The sequence below is a fragment of the Mesorhizobium sp. URHB0026 genome (assembly GCF_054059755.1).
The window spans coordinates 1,721,851-1,738,208 of sequence record NZ_JBSSCN010000001.1; the positions used below are offsets into that span (position 1 = coordinate 1,721,851).

Below are 16,358 nucleotides of genomic sequence, written 5' to 3' on the forward strand. Positions count from 1 at the left end.
CATGTCAGTTGATAACGCAAAGCTCGACGCAATCACGCTTTCGGTGCTCCAGGCCGCTTTGCAGCAGGTCTGCGACGAGATGGACCTGACCTTTTCCCGCGCCGCCTTTTCGCCCGTGATCGCCGAGGCCAATGACCGCTCGGACGGCATCTATTCCGCCGTCGACGGCTCGTTGATCGCGCAGGGCAGTCAGGGTCTGCCTGTGTTTGTCGGCGTCATGCAATATTCGACCAGGACGGTGATCGAGATGATCGCCGACGGCCGCTGCCTGGCCCCGGAGCCGGGCGACATCTACATCGTCAACGATCCCTATCTCGGCGGCACGCATCTGATGGATGTGCGCTTCGCCATGCCGGTCTATCGCGGTGAAAAGATCTTCTGCTGGTTGTCGAACACCGGCCATTGGCCCGACATTGGCGGCTCCGTGCCCGGCGGCTTCTCGGCTTCGGCGACGGCGGTCGAGCAGGAAGGCCTGCGGCTGCCGCCGGTAAAGCTGTTCAAGAAGGGCGTGCTCGACGCGGAAATCTACGCCATCATCTGCTCCAACATCAGGGTTGCCGACCAGCGCATCGGCGACATCCGGGCCCAGGCCGCCGCGCTGCTGATCGGCCAGGACAGGCTTAATGGAATCCTGGATCGTTACGGGGACGAAATCGTTGTCGAAGCGATCGCCGAATTGCGCCACCGTGCCGCCGAGCAGATGCGCGCCAACATAGCGGCCATTCCCGACGGCACCTACCGCTCCAAGGCTTTTGTCGATTCCGACGGGGTGGTCAACGAACCGCTGACCATCGCGCTCGCCGTCGAGAAACAGGGCGACACTCTGACCTTCGATTTTTCAGGCTCGTCAAAGCCTTGTGCGGGACCGATGAACAGCGTGCTGGCGACGACGTTGTCCTCGGTCTATCTCGCCATGCGCCATATCTTCCCGGACGTGCCGATCAGCGCTGGTGCCTTCGAGCCGCTCGAGGTCAAGCGGCCGGAAGGCACTTTCCTCGACGCCAAATATCCGCGCCCCGTGTCTGGCTGTGCGGCCGAAGTATCGCAGCGCATCGCCGAGGCGGTGTTCGCGGCGATGGTGCAGGCGCTGCCCGACAAGGTGACGGCGGCCCCGGCCGGCTCCAGCGGCAATTTCGCGCTCGGCGGCAATGATCCGGCGCGCGGCCGCGACTACGTCATGTACCAGATCTCCGGTGGCGGCTATGGCGGCAATTCGGGGCATGACGGGCTGACCAATGGCTGCTCGACCATCGGCATTTCCAAGTCGCCGCCGGTCGAGATCATGGAGCAGGCCTTTCCGGTGCTCTATCGCCACTATGCCTTGCGCGAAGGCTCGGGCGGCGCCGGCAAGCATCGTGGTGGTTTTGGCCTCGCCTATGAGGTCGAGATCCTGCGCGGCGAGGCGCGAGCCTCCTTTGTAATGGACCATGGCCGTTTCGGTCCGCAAGGCGCCCTTGGCGGTCGGGACGGCGAGCCCAACAGCGTGACCGTGTTCCGCAACGGCGAGGAGCATGTGCCGCCGCACCTATCCAAGGAGCAGGACATCCCGCTGAAGGCCGGCGACCGCGTGCGCGTCGGCACGCCGGGTGGCGGCGGCTATGGCGATCCGCGTGAGCGCGATCCGGAACTGGTCGCACGGGACGTCCAGCTTGGTTATTATACTACGAAGCAAGCAAGGGATCTGTTCGGAGCCGAGGCACAAGGAACCTGACCGGACGCGGAGGAACTGCACCGCGCCGTGATCGCCGCGGCACATGTCGTTTTCGTCTCCGCCGGGAGCATGAAAGCCCGTAGATTTACCCGGTCAACGGAGATCTGGACCATGCGTCTTTTCGGTCGTTTCGTGCTTGCCGCTTCCGTGGCTTTTGCGCTTGCCACCGGTGCTGCTTCCGCCCAGGAGAAAAAACTGAGGCTCGGTACCGAGGGTGCCTATCCGCCCTTCAACCATGCCAATGCCGATGGCACGCTCGGCGGTTTCGACATCGATCTCGGCAACGCGCTGTGCGCGCAGATGAAGGTCGAATGCGAGTTCACCGTGCAGGATTTCGACGGCTCTATTCCCGCGCTCCAGGCCGGCAAGTTCGACGCCATCATCAACATCACCATCACGCCCGAGCGGGCCGAAAAGGTCGAGTTCACCCACAAATACTACCAGACGCCGCCGGCCATCGCGGTGCCGAAGGACTCAACCATCGCGGGCACCTCGCCGGACGATCTGAAAGGCAAGGTGCTGGGCGTGCAGAGCGCCACCATCCACCAGAATTTCGCCGAGCAGAAATATTCGGGCTCGACCGTCAAGGCCTACCCGACCGGCGACGACGCCCGCGCCGACATGGCTAATGGCCGCGTCGATGCGATTATGGATGGCTCGATCATCCTGACCGAATGGCTGAAGAAGCCCGACGGCGCCTGCTGCAAGCTGCTCGGCACGCTGACGGCAGATCCCGCCATTCACGGCCCGGGGGTCGGCATTGCGCTGCAGAAGGGCAACAGGGAACTGGCCGACAAGTTCAACGCGGCAATCGACGCGCTGCGCGCCAACGGAAAGTACAAGGAAATCAACGACAAGTATTTTTCATTCGACGTCTATGGGAGTTGATCCCGGTACCAATCGAGCTCGGCGGCGCAACCCGGCGCTGCCGATTTGAATGATGGAGATTTTATTGGCTGAGCGTCGCTCCCCCTTTTACAGCAGCATCGTTGGGCTGGGCGCGACCATGGGTCGGGTCGGCGGCGATTTCATCTCGGCCAAACATTATTCCGGCATCGCCGACGAACATTTGAATACGCGTAAAAATGTTGGCGTGCAGGACCTCAGCACCATGGGCAAGATGGACATTAAGGGTGCCGACGCCGAGGCGCTGGTCAACCATGTCATTGTCAATGACGCCGCGGCGATGGGGCCGGGCCAAGTACGCTATTCCACCGTCTGTCGTGAGGACGGCGGCATCATGGACGACCTCACCGTGTTCCGGCTGGGCGCGGAGCATTTCATGCTGGTGACCGGTTCGGTCAACCGCCTCAAGATGCTGCCCTGGCTCCAGCATCATGCGCAAGGGCGCAGGGCCTATGTCACCGACATCACTGCCGCCGTCGCCTTCCCGACCATCCAGGGCCCGCGCTCACGCGATCTCCTGAAGGCGATGATCTCGGACGCCGATCTCGACGAATTGAAGCGCTGGGCGTTTACGTCAGGCCATATCAACGGAACGCGGGTCTTGATCTCACGTACAGGCGTGACCGGCGAACTCGGCTTCGAACTGTTCGTGCCGGCCGACGAGGCGACCTCGGTTTGGGACGCGCTGATGCGCACTGGCCAAACTTTCGGCTTGAAACCCTATGGCGTGCTGGCCATGTTCACGCTCGGCCTGGAAAAGGCCTATCCGGCGCACGGGCTCGACATGGACGAGACGCGCACGCCGTTCCATGTCGGCCTCGACCGCTGGATCAAGTTCGATAAAGGCGATTTCATCGGCCGGGACGCGCTGCTCAAGGTGCGCGACAAGGGCCTCGACGAGCGCTGGACCGGGCTTTTCCTCGACGGCGACAAGCCGGCGGCGACGGATGCACGGGTGATGGCCGATGGTGAGAACGCCGGTGTGGTCACCTACAGCGACCACGGCTATTCCCTGGGCAAGGTGCTGGCGACAGCGCATTTGCGATTGCCGTTCACGGCTGTTGGAACAGAGCTCAGCATCGCCATCGATGGCAAGCCAGTACGCGCGGTGGTGGCGCCGATGCCGTTCTTTGACCCGGAAGGGGCGAGGCTGAGGGGCTAGCGCGGAATGATTTTGGTTTCCGCTTGGCGTCCATGATATGGTTCGCGGATGAAGTCTCCTAGTTCAAGAATCGGCCGTTCAGTAAGGCTGGTCATTTCGAGCTGACGAGCGCGCGTGGCGAGAAAATCAGCGCTGTCGAAGGCATGAAGCTGTCGCCCCCCATGGCCAAGGTACTCAACCACGGTGCGCGGCAGGGATTGTCGGGTGATGAGCGGCGCTCACTGGTCAAGGAAGAAGTCCGTAGGAACAGCCCTACAGTGTCATGGCAATTACTGATAATGGCGAGCGATCGGCGCTGCCCTCACCTGCCTGCCGGCATCCTCTCCCCGTATATAGTGACGGAGAGAGGGGCGCTCACATCGACGATTTCGCCAATCATCGGCGTTGCTTGGAGAATGCCGGCGTCCAGGGCTAGCCCCTCTCTCCCAGATGTCCGGCAGGACAGTGAGGGGCAGCGCTGACGTTGATGAGAAGGTCACGGCCACCCGGATGTTCAGCCGGCTCATCACCCCCGCCGATCCAGCCTCGCCACCAGCCGGTCACCCACCCACTGGATGCCGCAGACCAGGATGATCAGCACGATCACCACGGCGATCATCACCGATGTCTCGAAGCGCTGGTAGCCGTAGCGGATGGCAAGGTCGCCGAGGCCACCGGCACCGATGGCGCCTGCCATCGCCGAGGCGCCGACCAGCGTCACCAGCGTCACGGTGAAGCCGGCCACGATGCCGGGTAGCGCCTCCGGCACCAACACCTCGCGGATGATCGTCCAGCGGTTGCCGCCCATGGCGCGCGCCGCCTCGATCAGTCCGTGGTCGACCTCGCGCAATGACACTTCGGCGATTCGCGCATAGTAGGGTGTGGCGGCGATCGACAGCGGCACGATGGCCGCCCATGTGCCGATCGAGGTGCCGACGATCAGCCGCGTCACCGGGATCAGCGCCACCAGAAGGATGATGAACGGGACCGAGCGGAAGCCGTTGATGACGGCGCCGAGCACGCGGTTCACCCATGGGCTTTCGGCGATGCCGCCGCGTTCGGTGGCAATCAGGGCCAGCCCGAGTGGCAGGCCGAACACCAGCGAGATCAGGCCGGAGGCGGCCGTCATCAGCACCGTCTCCCAGATCGATCGCAACAGAAGCTCAAACAGGATCGGTGACATGGCCAAGCACCTCCACCCGCGCCTGGCGGGATTTCAGGAATGTGACGATTTCCGCGAGGTGGCTCGCATCGCTGCCGGCGACGGAAAGGAACAGTGTTCCGACCGGCTGCCGCTGGATGTGGTCGATGCCGCCATGGACGAGGCGGAAGGGACCGGGCACCGCGGCCGCAAGGTCGAACAGCAGCGGCTCGCGCGCCGCCTCGCCCGCCACGTCGACGCGCAGAACCGTTTCGGTGCCGGCCCCCGGCACCAGCCGCGCCGCCAGTTCGGCCGGAAGTTGCGGCCGGATGGTCCCGAGCAGGCGTCTTGTGACGTCCGATTGCGGATCGGCGAACACCGACCAGACTGGCCCTTCCTCGACGATGCGCCCGGCGTCGATCACCGCCACGCGGTCAGCGATCGAGCGGATCACTTCCATTTCATGGGTGATCAAAAGGATGGTCAGGCCAAGCTGGCGGTTGATGTCCTTCAGCAGGGCGAGAATGGAGCGCGTCGTCTCCGGGTCGAGCGCCGATGTCGCTTCGTCCGACAGAAGCAGCGCCGGCCGCGCGGCAAGCGCTCGGGCAATGCCGACGCGCTGTTTCTGGCCGCCGGACAGCGACGCCGGATATGCCTTTGCCTTCTCCGACAGGCCCACGAGATCGAGCAGTTCCGCGGCCCGCTTCAGGCGCTCCGCCTTCGGCCGGCCCTCGATCTTGAGCGGCAGCGCCACATTGTCCTCGACTGTCTTGGCCGACAGCAGGTTGAAATGCTGGAATATCATGCCGATGCGCCGCCGCAACGGCTGCAACTCGCGCTCGCCAAGTCGGCTGATCTCGCGGCCTTCGATGAACACCTCGCCGGTGTCAGGGCGCTCCAGTCCGTTCAGGCAGCGGATCAGGGTGGATTTACCGGCGCCGCTGCGGCCGATGATGCCGAGAACCTCGCCCTTGCGCACCGTCAAGGAAATGCCGTCGAGCGCCGCCGTCTGGCCGAAGCGGCGCTTCAGGTCGACAAGGCGCACCACGTCCTGCGTGGTGGCCTGATCCGCGGCCTCGGTGGTTGCGATAAAATGCTGGTTCATAGGCAGGTCCCAAAATGCGATCGCGGCCCGCGCATCGCGCGGACCGCTTAAGCTGTCAACGGCACGTCGGTGCCCGCATAACTCAATAGGCGCTGAGACCGGTGCCCTTATAGACCTTGTCGAACTCGGCCTTCACAGCCTCGTTCTGATAGGACGCGACCAGCGTCCTTACCCAGGCCTCGTTCTCATGGCCGACCTTGACCGCGATGAAGTTGCGATACGGATTGTCTGCGATCGGCTCCTGAGCGATGCGGTTCTCCGGTGTGAGGCCGCTTTTCAGTGCCCAGTCGGTATTGACCACGGCGGCGTCGAGATCCTCGACCGAGCGGCCGACGATGCCGGCATCCAACTCCTTGATCTCGACCTTTTTCGCATTCTCGGCGATGTCGGCGGTGGTGGCGAGAATGCCGGTGCCATCCCTGAGCTTGATCACGCCCTCATTCTGCAGCACGCGCAACGCCCGGCCTTCGTTGGACGGGTCGTTCGGCACGCCGATCACCGCGCCCTCCGGCAGATCGGCAACCTTGGTGTACTTCTTGGAGTAGAGGCCGATCGGCCACACGCCGGTATAGCCGACACGCACGATGTGGTAGCCCTGCGTCTTGATCTGGTTGTCGAGATAGGGCTGGTGCTGGAAGGCGTTGGCGTCGATCTCGCCGCGCTCCAGCGCCTCGTTGGGCTGGGTGTAGTCGTTGAACACCACCGTCTCGATGCTGAGGCCCTTTTCGGCTGCTTGCGCGACGACGACACGCCAGACATCCTCGTCCTCGCCGCTGATGATGCCGACCTTGATCGCCTTCTTGTCCTCGGCCAAGGACGCATGCGGCGCCATCAGGCTGCCGATCGCGACAGCCGACGCGAACAGCAGAGCCAGGCCGCTGCGGCGGTTCAGGGGTGCCCATGGGGAAGATGGCAAAGTGTTGTTGGGATCGGACATGATTGATCTCTGCGGTTGTGAAGTCATGGCAGCAAGGCGGATTGCCCAAGCTTGTTCACATCGTCAGAAATTCTACTGATTTTATCAAAGAACGTGTTTCGCCGTTCTCGGCAAAGCCGGGAATATTCTCTCAAAAAATTCAGGGATGTGAGCACAGGACGCCGCCGGATCGACCATGGCGGCGCCGCGCTGCCACCCGGGATGTCGGGGAAGGCAGTCAAGTTTTCAACGAGCCCGCCTCTACCGACCGGCTGCGAAGATATTTCATCCGGTTCGACGCGCGGCTCGAGACATCGCCCGGAAACGATGGACGGCCTTCATTGGCTGCCGGCGGGTCCATTTATGGCGAAGTCAAAAGCTCTTCGGCTTGCTCAGCCACTTTTTCGTGAAGCTGGGCGGGTTGATCCGACCGTCGGCCTGCCTAGGTAGAGAGGGCGGCCGGGCGCCACGCGATCTCAATAATCGGTATGACATTTTCCTGCATTCGAAAGCTTGCCCTTTTAGCCCTCCTCGTCGTCATCGAGTCTTCCTGCGTCGTTCCCGACGACACGTCGCGCATCGCCAAGATCGATCCCACGGCGGCTGCGGCACGCAAGGAGATGGTCGGCCTCAGCGAAGCCGACGTTCGAATGTGCGCGGGATTTCCGACCGCCACCGCCGATGTCGGCCAGTCCGGGCAGATCTGGACCTATAAGCGCATCGTCCAGCGCGGCAATCTCAGCGTCGTCGTTCCCGCCTTGGCCGTGGGGGCGATCCCGACGGTCGGCGGTTCCGTCAATGTCGCTCCCGGCGGTTACTGCGACACGCAGGTTCGCATGGTCGGCGGCCGTGTCGCCGAAGTTGCCTACGCCGGCGACAACAACCTGCCGAACAAGCGCGACGCGCTTTGTGTCAGCACCGTGGATGCCTGCGTGGCCTATGCCCGCCAACACAGGCCGGCGGCCAAATAGCGGCAGCGGATTTCGCGGGAACCAGCGGTGGCCGGACACTCGGTGTTTGACGCGGATGGCGTTGAGGGCTTGACTGACCCGCCGGACCGAATACGCTAGGGCAAAATACCGGCTCTGATCGCCGGGCGGCAAACATGCCTCGTATGCCTCGCCTTTCCGGCGCTGGCTGCGGGGCATTGTCATTTTGGGGATCGGTTTGAAACGGCGCATCGAGATCGGCATCCTTTATTCCCGCTCGGGAAGCTATCAGCTCGTCTCCGACGCGTGCCGGATGGGTGCTATGCGCGCCATCGCCGACATCAACGCCGACAGGAGCTCAGGCATCCAACTGGCGCCGGTAGAGCGCGACCCGCAAAGCAATGCCGACCGTTACGCGACGCTGTGCGAAGACATCTTCAGGACCAGCAGTGCACGCCATGTCGTCGGCTGCGTCACTTCCTGGAGCCGCAAGGAGACAATCCCTGTGCTGGAGAAGGCGGGCGGCATGCTCTGGTATGCCTGCCCCTATGAGGGCTTCGAGGCCAACGAGCATGTCGTCTACATGCATGCTTGTCCCAACCAGCATCTGGTGCCGCTGCTGGCCCATGTCGTGCCGCGCTTCGGCGCCAACGGTTTCCTGCTCGGGTCGAACTACATCTGGGGCTGGGAGATGAACCGTGTTGCGCGCGACCTCATCGCCGATGCCGGCGGCAAGGTGCTGGGCGAGCGCTATCTGCGCATCGGCGAGACCGACGTGTCGCGGCTGATCGCCGAGATCCGGGCGACGCGGCCAAGCTTCATCCTCAACAACCTGATCGGCACCTCGTCCTATGCCTTCCTTGCGGCCTATCGCGATCTGGCGGGCGAGGATGCGGCTTTCAGTCCTGAATCTTGCCCAGTGATCTCGTGCAACCTGACCGAAGGCGAACTGCCGGCGATCGGCGAAACGGGCAAGGGTCACCTGTCGGTCGGACCGTATTTCGCGCCACGGCCGGCCGCGTTCGCGTCGTCCTTCGAAGCCTCCGCCTATGCCTCGGTGCAGGTACTGGCCGACGTGCTTTCGCGCGATCCCGACGCCGGCCCGGCGGAATTTTCCAAGGCCTTCGCCGAGCGGCGCTTCTCCACCCGGCTCGGCCCGATCGCCATCGACGCCCATTCCCAGCACGCCACGCTGCCTGTCATCATCGGCCGGATCGCGGACGGCTACTTCGAAGTAGTCAGCCGGCAGCACGAGGTCGCGCCGGACCCGTATCTGTCGCGCTACGACCCCGCAAAGACATTCGGCCGGCCACGCTTGCGGGTGGTGTCTTGACCAGAACCCCGCGCATCCCCAACCTCGGCGGAGCCAGGGCCTTTGTCCTGCATCGCCCGCACCCGACGGTGCAGGCGATCACCAGGCAATTGTCGGCCATCGGCCTTGTCACCGTGGATTGCTGGCCGGAACTGGCGCCGGAGGCGCTGGCCGCCGACTTCGTCTTCTTCGACGCCGATCTCGGCTTCGACGAGCAATTCCCCTGGAAGCCGGGCGAGGCGCCGATGCCGCTGGTGGCGCTGATCGGTTCCGAGGCGCCGGGCCGCATTGAGTGGGCGCTGTCGCACAAGGCCGACGCCCAGCTCCTGAAGCCGGTCGGCAATGCAGGGGTCTACAGCGCGCTGCTGATCGCAAGGCAGAGCTTCGAGGCGCGAAAACATTTAGCCGGCGAAATTGCCGCGCTGCGCCAGCGGGTCGCCGAACGCCAGACCATCGTGCGGGCTGTCTCGGCTTTGTCGAAGGGCGGCGACGACGATCGCGCCTATGCGCGGCTGCGCTCGCTGGCGATGAGTTGGCAGGTCAGCGTCGAGGACGCCGCGCGGCGTATCGTGGCGATGACGGAGGAAGCCAAGATCGGGGAAACCAGGACCGGGGAAACCAGGACCGGGGAAACCAAGACCGGGGAAGCCCCGATCGAAGATGAGAGCGGCGATGACCAGCCCTATCGCGCCTGATCTCACGGCAGGGCGCATGCCGGCCAAGGCGCGCGCCGGTGTCTGGCGCCGGCTGGTCAAGCGCCGCCTTGCGCTGCTCGGCCTGGTCATCGTCGCCATTGTCGTCGCCGGCGCAATCCTGGCGCCATGGCTGACCGGCTATGACCCCAACGACCAGATGTTCGATGGTCTGACCATCGAGGGCTCGCCTCTGCCGCCAAGCGCGAAATTCTGGCTTGGCACCGACCTGCTCGGACGTGACCTGTTGACCCGCATCCTCCATGGCGCGCGCACCTCGCTGATCATCGGCATCGTCGCCAACGGCGTGGCGCTTTTGATCGGCACGCTGGTCGGCGTCACCGCCGGCTATTTCCGCGGGTGGATCGGCGGCGCACTGATGCGTTTCACCGATTTGATGATGGCGTTTCCGGCCCTGCTGCTCGCCATCTGCCTGGCGGCGGTGTTCCAGCCGAGCCTGTGGATCGTCGCCATGGTCATCGCGCTGGTCAACTGGGTGCAGACCGCTCGCGTCATCTACACCGAGACGTCATCGCTCGCCGAGCGCGAGTTCATTGACGCCGAACGCACCATAGGGGCGAGCGCGCCGCGCATCCTGTTTCGCCACATCCTGCCGCATCTCCTGCCGACCATCATCGTCTGGGGCACGCTCGGCATCTCGACCACGGTGCTGCTGGAAGCGACGCTCTCCTTCCTCGGCATCGGCGTGCAGCCGCCGACGGCATCCTGGGGCAATATCATCTTCGAGAACCAGACCTATTTCCAGGCGGCGCCCTGGCTGGTGTTCTTCCCCGGCGCCGCGATCCTGGCGCTGGCGCTGGCCTTCAACCTGATCGGCGACGCGCTGCGCGACATTCTCGATCCGACGCAGCGAGGGCGGGAATAATGGGGGGCCGGACATGATCGCCTACCTCGGCCGCCGGCTGATCCAGTCGCTGCTCATCCTGCTCGGCGTCTCGCTGATCACCTTCGCGCTGCTCTATCTCCTCCCCGCCGACCCGGTGCGCCAGATCGCCGGCCGCAGCGCCACGCCGCAGACGGTCGAGAACATCCGCCAGCAGCTCGGCCTCGACCAGCCCTTTATCGTCCAGTACTGGCACTACCTGACCAGGCTCGTCAGCGGCGATCTCGGCCGCTCCTACATCCAGCGCTCGGAGGTGACCGAACTCATCGTCTCGCGGCTGCCGGCGAGCCTGCTTCTGATGGTCGGCGCCATACTGTGCGAGCTGCTGATCGGCCTCTCGATGGGCCTGATCGCCGCCGTCAAGCGCGGCACCGCCACCGACCAGGCCCTGATGGTCGCCTCCTTCATCGGCGTCTCGGCGCCGCAATTCGTCGTCGGCCTGCTGCTGCTCTATGTCTTCGCCGTCAGACTGAGCTGGTTCCCGATCGGCGGCTATGGCACATGGCGCCATCTCGTGCTGCCGTCGCTCACCATGGGCATCCTCGGCGCCGGCTGGTACGCGCGCATGATGCGCTCGTCGATGATCGACGTGCTGCGCCAGGATTATGTCCGCACCGCGCGCGCCAAGGGCCTGGCTCGCGGCGCCATCATTTTCCGCCATGCGCTGCCCAACGCCATCCTGCCGGTCGTCGCCATGATCGGCATCGACATCGGCATCTTCATGGGCGGCATCGTCGTGGTCGAAAGCGTGTTCGGCTGGCCCGGCATCGGCCAACTCGCCTGGCAAGCCATCCAGCGTGTCGACATCCCGATCATCATGGGCGTCACGCTGGTCTCGGCCTTCGCCATCGTGCTCGGCAATCTCTTGGCCGACATCATCGCGCCCTTCATCGACCCCCGTATCAAACTGAGATGAGTATCAAACCGAGATGAGCATCAACTCAGATGAAACCAGAAAACAAACAGAGAAAGGGAACATGACAATGAAGAAATTTCTCGCATCGACCGTCGCGGCATCGGCGCTGGCGCTGATGCTCGGCATGACAAGCGCCCGCGCCGAGGACGCCGTCGACCCGAACGCCAAGCAGGGCGGCGCCATCACCATAACCTACAAGGATGACGTCGCGACTCTGGACCCGGCGATCGGCTATGACTGGCAGAACTGGTCGATGATCAAGAGCCTGTTCGACGGCTTGATGGACTATGAGCCGGGCACCACCAACCTCAAGCCCGACCTCGCCGAAAGCTATGAGATTTCGCCCGACGGCAAGACCTTCACCTTCAAGCTGCGCCATGGCGTGAAGTTCCACAATGGCCGCGAGATGACCGCCGACGACGTGAAATATTCGCTCGACCGCGTCACCAATCCGAAGACGCAGAGCCCCGGCGCCGGCTTCTTCGGCTCGATCAAGGGCTATGACGATGTCGCTGGCGGCAAGGCCGAGACGCTGTCCGGCGTCACCGTCGTCGATCCCTACACGGTCAAGTTCGAGCTGACCCGCCCGGACGCCACCTTCCTGCATGTCATGGCCATCAACTTCTCGCATGTCGTGCCGAAGGAAGAGGTCGAGAAATACGGCGCCGATTTCGGCAAACATCCGGTCGGCACCGGCGCCTTCAAACTGGCGGAATGGACACTTGGCCAGCGCATCGTCTTCGAGCGCAACGCGGACTATTGGCACAAGGGCCTGCCGCACCTCGACAAGATCACCTTCGAGATCGGCCAGGAGCCGATCGTGGCGCTGCTGCGCCTGCAGAAGGGCGAGATCGACGTGCCCGGCGACGGCATTCCGCCGGCCAAATTCCAGGAAGTGATGGCCGATCCCGAGCAGAAGGCGCGTGTCGTCGAAGGTGGCCAGCTGCACACCGGCTATGTCACCATGAACACAACCATGGCGCCGTTCGACAATGTGAAGGTGCGCCAGGCCGTCAACATGGCGCTCAACAAAGCGCGCATCATCCAGATCATCAACGGCCGCGCCGTGCCGGCCAACCAGCCGCTGCCGCCGTCGATGCCCGGCTACGACAAGGCGTATGAGGGCTATCCCTATGACGTTGCCAAGGCCAAGGCGCTGCTTGCCGAGGCCGGCCATCCCGATGGGTTCGAGACGCAGCTGTTCGCCATGAACACCGACCCCAACCCGCGCATCGCCCAGGCGATCCAGCAGGATCTGGCGGCGATCGGTATCAAGGCCAGCATCCAGTCGCTTGCCCAGGCCAATGTCATTGCCGCCGGCGGCGACAAGGCCGGCGCGCCGATGATCTGGTCGGGCGGCATGGCCTGGATCGCGGACTTCCCCGATCCGTCCAACTTCTACGGCCCGATTCTCGGCTGCGCCGGTGCGGTACCAGGCGGCTGGAACTGGTCGTGGTATTGCAACAAGGATCTCGATGCCAAGGCGGCCGAGGCCGATTCGGTGGTCGACCCGGCCAAGGCCGCCGAGCGCGACAAGATGTGGAGCGCCATCTACGACAAGGTGATGGAGGACGCCCCTTGGGCGCCGGTCTTCAACGAACAGCGCTTCACCATGAAGTCCGCCCGCATGGGCGGCGCCGACAATCTCTATGTCGACCCGGTCCATATCCCGATCAACTATGACAATGTGTACGTAAAAGATGTGCAATAACTGCGATTACACCATCCACGGGCGCCATCACCATTTCGGCTGGGACAATTCGTTTGTCCCGGCTGAGCGGGTGGCGCCTGGCTCCACCATCGAGTTCCAGTGCCTGGATTCCTCGGGCGGCCAATTGCAGCCCGACAGCACCGTGGCCGAGATCGCCAAGCTCGATTTCGACCGGATCAATCCTGTGACCGGGCCGATCTTCGTCGAAGGCGCCGAGCCGGGTGACGCGCTGAAGGTGACGATCGAGATGTTCAAACCGTCCGGCTTCGGCTGGACGGCGAACATTCCCGGTTTCGGCCTGCTCGCCGACGATTTCCAGGAGCCGGCGCTCAACATCTGGAAATACGATGCCACCTCGCTGGAGCCGGCATTGTTTGGCAAAAACGCCCGCGTGCCGCTAAAGCCATTCGCCGGCACCATCGGCAATGCGCCGGCCGAAATGGGTCACCACTCGGTGGTGCCGCCGCGCCGCGTCGGCGGCAATCTCGACATCCGCGACCTTGCCGCCGGCACCACGCTCTACCTGCCGGTGGAGGTGGCGGGCGCGCTGTTCTCGGTCGGCGACACGCACGCCGCGCAAGGCGACGGCGAGGTCTGCGGCACGGCGATCGAAAGCCCGATGAACGTCGTGCTGAAGCTCGACCTGGTGAAAGATGCGCGGCTGAAAACGCCGCGCTTCACCACGCCGGGTCCGGTGACACGGCATCTCGACGCCAAGGGCTATGAGGTGACGACGGGGATCGGGCCGGATTTGATGAGTGGCGCAAAAGAGGCCGTGGCGCAGATGGTCGACCTGCTCGCCGGCCGCTACCAGATCGACCCGGTCGAAGCCTACATGCTGGCCTCGGTCTGCGGCGACCTGCGCATCAGCGAGATCGTCGACATGCCCAACTGGGTGGTGTCGTTCTACTTCCCGCGCTGCGTGTTTGAATGAGGCTGGGTTTGCGTCAAGACACGGCCATTGTCCTGCCGGACCCGGCAGGACAGAGGGGTGCGTGCCGGAAAAGACCTCTCGGAACTCTCCCTCTGCAATGACCTCAACTCCCGAACCAATCCTCACCATCGCCAACCTCCGCGTCTCGGTACGCGGCGAAGAGGGCGCCCGCGAGGTTGTCTCCGACCTGTCGCTGACGCTCAAGCGTGGCGAGACGCTCTGCATCGCGGGCGAATCCGGCTCCGGCAAATCCATGACCGCGCTGGCCATCATGCAGCTCCTGCCGCAGCCCGCCGCGCGTATCTCCGCCGGCAAAATCCACCTTGGCGCCACCGAGCTGACCGCCCTCGACGATCGCCGGATGCGGCGGATTCGCGGCGACCGCATCGCCATGATCTTCCAGGAACCGATGACCTCGCTCAACCCGGTGCTGTCGATCGGTCGCCAGCTCACGGAATCCATCGAGGCGCATACCAGCCTGTCGCGCGACGAAGCCCGCCAGCGTGCCATCGAGGCGTTGAAGGCGGTGCGCATTTCGGAGGCCGAAAGCCGGCTAAGGCAATTTCCCCACGAGCTCTCCGGCGGCATGCGCCAGCGGGTGATGATCGCCATGGCTCTGGCGCTCGAACCCGACGTGCTGATCGCCGACGAGCCGACGACGGCGCTCGACGTCACCGTGCAGGGCGAGGTGCTGGAGCTGCTGCGCGACTTGCAGCAGAAGCACGGCACCAGCGTCATCCTGATTACCCACGACATGGGCGTTGTCGCCGAAATGGCCGATCGCGTCATCATCATGCGGCATGGACGCATGGTCGAGGAAGGCAAGACGTCGGACATTTTCGCCCGCCCACAAGCCCATTACACGCGCGAGCTGTTCGCCGCCGTGCCGCGCATAGGCAGCGGCGCCGGCCGCCAGGAATCCAGGGATGCTGAGCCGCCGGGGCCGGCCAAGGTCGCCGAGGTCACCGATCTGCACGTCCGCTTCGACCTGCGCGGCGGCGTCTTCGGCCGGGTCACCCGCCGCGTTCACGCCGTCGAGGGCGTCAGCTTTTCCATCGCGCCCAACGAAACGCTGGCGCTGGTCGGTGAATCCGGCTGCGGCAAGTCGACCACCGCCAAGGCGCTGGCGGGGCTGGTGCCGTATAGCGGCGACATCGTCGTTGGCGGCCGCAATTTGTCCGGCCTCGGCCGCGACGAGCGCAAGGCGGTGCGCCGCGACGTGCAGATGATCTTCCAGGACCCCTACGCCTCGCTCGACCCGCGCATGCGCGTCGGCGACCTCGTCGCCGAGCCGCTGCTCATCCACGGCATCGCCTCGAAGGTAGAGCGCCGCGAGCGCGTCGCCGCGCTGTTCGACCGCGTCGGCCTGTCATCGGACCAGATGGAGCTCTATCCGCACGAATTCTCCGGCGGCCAGCGCCAGCGGATCTGCATCGCGCGTGCGCTGGCGCTCAGGCCAAAACTGATCATCGCCGACGAAAGCGTCTCCGCGCTGGACGTCTCGGTGCAGGCGCGCGTGCTCGACCTCCTCAAGGAATTGCAGCGCGAATTCGGCGTCGCCTATCTCTTCATCTCGCACGACATGGCCGTGGTCGAGAATATCTCCGACCGTGTCGCCGTCATGTATCTCGGCCAGATCGTCGAGATGGGCACACGCGACCAGGTTTTTTCCAACCCCCGCCATCCCTACACCAGGCGCCTGATCGAAGCCGTGCCGGTGCCGGATCCGGCGCGGCGCCGAAGCCGTTTCGCCCGCCTCGACCAGGAAATCCCCAGCGCCACGCGCCGGCTCGGCGAGGCGCCGCTGAAACTGGCACTCAGCGATGTCGGCAACGGCCATCTCGTTGCCGCCGAGGTCTGAAGCCGTCCGGGCGCAAACAAACCCGGCGTGCGGCAGGTCGAGCTTCACATAGTAGTGTCGCACGCCATGGGTCGGTCTCGGCGTCATGAAATCCGTGGCCGCCCCTTGCCGTTCCACGTCATTTTCCTAATCTTCCATAGTGCTTGCGGATGACGATCGTAGGGGGCGGGCGGATTCAT

The 16,358-nt window shown here is 64.3% G+C and carries 14 protein-coding genes; 11 read left to right on the forward strand and 3 right to left on the reverse strand.

The window, feature by feature from the left end; all coding sequences use genetic code 11:
* The first annotated feature begins 1 nt into the window (after position 1).
* The 3 genes from ACVWWD_RS08730 to ACVWWD_RS08740 all read left to right on the forward strand — a co-directional run bounded on the left by ACVWWD_RS08730 (position 2) and on the right by ACVWWD_RS08740 (position 3,779).
* Complete coding sequence (locus tag ACVWWD_RS08730) at positions 2–1,711, forward strand: hydantoinase B/oxoprolinase family protein (protein WP_352546357.1); 1,710 nt, start codon at positions 2–4, stop codon at positions 1,709–1,711.
* Between the two features lie 111 nt (positions 1,712–1,822).
* Positions 1,823–2,599 carry an ABC transporter substrate-binding protein gene (locus ACVWWD_RS08735; RefSeq protein WP_352546358.1) on the forward strand — a complete coding sequence of 259 codons (777 nt, stop codon included), beginning with the start codon at positions 1,823–1,825 and terminating at the stop codon, positions 2,597–2,599.
* A gap of 49 nt (positions 2,600–2,648) precedes the next feature.
* Complete coding sequence (locus ACVWWD_RS08740; RefSeq protein WP_352546359.1) at positions 2,649–3,779, forward strand: aminomethyltransferase family protein; 1,131 nt, start codon at positions 2,649–2,651, stop codon at positions 3,777–3,779.
* 505 nt (positions 3,780–4,284) lie between these two features.
* On the opposite strand, the gene ACVWWD_RS08745 is transcribed toward ACVWWD_RS08740, so the two are convergent.
* The 3 genes from ACVWWD_RS08745 to ACVWWD_RS08755 form a co-directional block, all read right to left on the reverse strand.
* The gene (locus tag ACVWWD_RS08745) at positions 4,285–4,941 is read right to left on the reverse strand and encodes a methionine ABC transporter permease (protein ID WP_023772097.1); all 657 of its coding nucleotides are present in this window, start codon (positions 4,939–4,941) and stop codon (positions 4,285–4,287) included.
* A complete protein-coding gene (locus ACVWWD_RS08750; protein WP_023772098.1) occupies positions 4,922–6,004 on the reverse strand; it encodes a methionine ABC transporter ATP-binding protein in 1,083 nt (360 codons plus the stop codon). The genes ACVWWD_RS08745 and ACVWWD_RS08750 overlap by 20 nt, the downstream gene beginning before the upstream one ends.
* A gap of 82 nt (positions 6,005–6,086) precedes the next feature.
* Positions 6,087–6,941: a MetQ/NlpA family lipoprotein gene (locus ACVWWD_RS08755; protein WP_023781933.1), complete on the reverse strand. Its 855-nt coding sequence runs from the start codon at positions 6,939–6,941 to the stop codon at positions 6,087–6,089.
* A gap of 467 nt (positions 6,942–7,408) precedes the next feature.
* Between ACVWWD_RS08755 and ACVWWD_RS08760 the strand changes: the two genes are divergently transcribed.
* The 8 genes from ACVWWD_RS08760 to ACVWWD_RS08795 all read left to right on the forward strand — a co-directional run bounded on the left by ACVWWD_RS08760 (position 7,409) and on the right by ACVWWD_RS08795 (position 16,179).
* Positions 7,409–7,891: a hypothetical protein gene (locus ACVWWD_RS08760; protein ID WP_352546360.1), complete on the forward strand. Its 483-nt coding sequence runs from the start codon at positions 7,409–7,411 to the stop codon at positions 7,889–7,891.
* 196 nt (positions 7,892–8,087) lie between these two features.
* On the forward strand, positions 8,088–9,182 hold the full coding sequence (locus tag ACVWWD_RS08765; protein ID WP_457103025.1) for a transporter substrate-binding protein: 1,095 nt from the start codon (positions 8,088–8,090) through the stop codon (positions 9,180–9,182).
* Positions 9,179–9,856: an ANTAR domain-containing response regulator gene (locus ACVWWD_RS08770; protein WP_352546362.1), complete on the forward strand. Its 678-nt coding sequence runs from the start codon at positions 9,179–9,181 to the stop codon at positions 9,854–9,856. Before ACVWWD_RS08765 ends, ACVWWD_RS08770 begins: the two co-directional genes overlap by 4 nt.
* Positions 9,834–10,739, forward strand: coding sequence for an ABC transporter permease (locus tag ACVWWD_RS08775; protein ID WP_023793262.1), 906 nt, complete (start codon positions 9,834–9,836; stop codon positions 10,737–10,739). Before ACVWWD_RS08770 ends, ACVWWD_RS08775 begins: the two co-directional genes overlap by 23 nt.
* Positions 10,740–10,752: 13 nt before the next feature.
* The gene (locus tag ACVWWD_RS08780) at positions 10,753–11,673 is read left to right on the forward strand and encodes an ABC transporter permease (protein WP_352546364.1); all 921 of its coding nucleotides are present in this window, start codon (positions 10,753–10,755) and stop codon (positions 11,671–11,673) included.
* Between the two features lie 67 nt (positions 11,674–11,740).
* The gene (locus tag ACVWWD_RS08785) at positions 11,741–13,384 is read left to right on the forward strand and encodes an ABC transporter substrate-binding protein (RefSeq protein ID WP_023781929.1); all 1,644 of its coding nucleotides are present in this window, start codon (positions 11,741–11,743) and stop codon (positions 13,382–13,384) included.
* Positions 13,374–14,318, forward strand: a complete 945-nt coding sequence (locus tag ACVWWD_RS08790; protein ID WP_352546365.1) for an acetamidase/formamidase family protein — start codon at positions 13,374–13,376, stop codon at positions 14,316–14,318. Before ACVWWD_RS08785 ends, ACVWWD_RS08790 begins: the two co-directional genes overlap by 11 nt.
* Positions 14,319–14,415: 97 nt before the next feature.
* On the forward strand, positions 14,416–16,179 hold the full coding sequence (locus ACVWWD_RS08795) for an ABC transporter ATP-binding protein (protein ID WP_352546366.1): 1,764 nt from the start codon (positions 14,416–14,418) through the stop codon (positions 16,177–16,179).
* Positions 16,180–16,358 lie beyond the last annotated feature (179 nt).

Excerpts from the sequence above, each read along its gene's own strand:
- ACVWWD_RS08780 (WP_352546364.1), top strand. The coding sequence starts at position 10,753 with ATGATCGCCTACCTCGGCCGCCGGCTGATCCAGTCGCTGCTCATCCTG.
- ACVWWD_RS08795 (WP_352546366.1), top strand. The coding sequence starts at position 14,416 with ATGACCTCAACTCCCGAACCAATCCTCACCATCGCCAACCTCCGCGTC.
- ACVWWD_RS08775 (WP_023793262.1), top strand. The coding sequence starts at position 9,834 with ATGACCAGCCCTATCGCGCCTGATCTCACGGCAGGGCGCATGCCGGCC.
- ACVWWD_RS08730 (WP_352546357.1), top strand. The coding sequence starts at position 2 with ATGTCAGTTGATAACGCAAAGCTCGACGCAATCACGCTTTCGGTGCTC.
- ACVWWD_RS08755 (WP_023781933.1), bottom strand. The coding sequence starts at position 6,941 with ATGTCCGATCCCAACAACACTTTGCCATCTTCCCCATGGGCACCCCTG.
- ACVWWD_RS08790 (WP_352546365.1), top strand. The coding sequence starts at position 13,374 with ATGTGCAATAACTGCGATTACACCATCCACGGGCGCCATCACCATTTC.
- ACVWWD_RS08740 (WP_352546359.1), top strand. The coding sequence starts at position 2,649 with ATGATGGAGATTTTATTGGCTGAGCGTCGCTCCCCCTTTTACAGCAGC.
- ACVWWD_RS08735 (WP_352546358.1), top strand. The coding sequence starts at position 1,823 with ATGCGTCTTTTCGGTCGTTTCGTGCTTGCCGCTTCCGTGGCTTTTGCG.
- ACVWWD_RS08750 (WP_023772098.1), bottom strand. The coding sequence starts at position 6,004 with ATGAACCAGCATTTTATCGCAACCACCGAGGCCGCGGATCAGGCCACC.
- ACVWWD_RS08745 (WP_023772097.1), bottom strand. The coding sequence starts at position 4,941 with ATGTCACCGATCCTGTTTGAGCTTCTGTTGCGATCGATCTGGGAGACG.
- ACVWWD_RS08785 (WP_023781929.1), top strand. The coding sequence starts at position 11,741 with ATGAAGAAATTTCTCGCATCGACCGTCGCGGCATCGGCGCTGGCGCTG.
- ACVWWD_RS08760 (WP_352546360.1), top strand. The coding sequence starts at position 7,409 with ATGACATTTTCCTGCATTCGAAAGCTTGCCCTTTTAGCCCTCCTCGTC.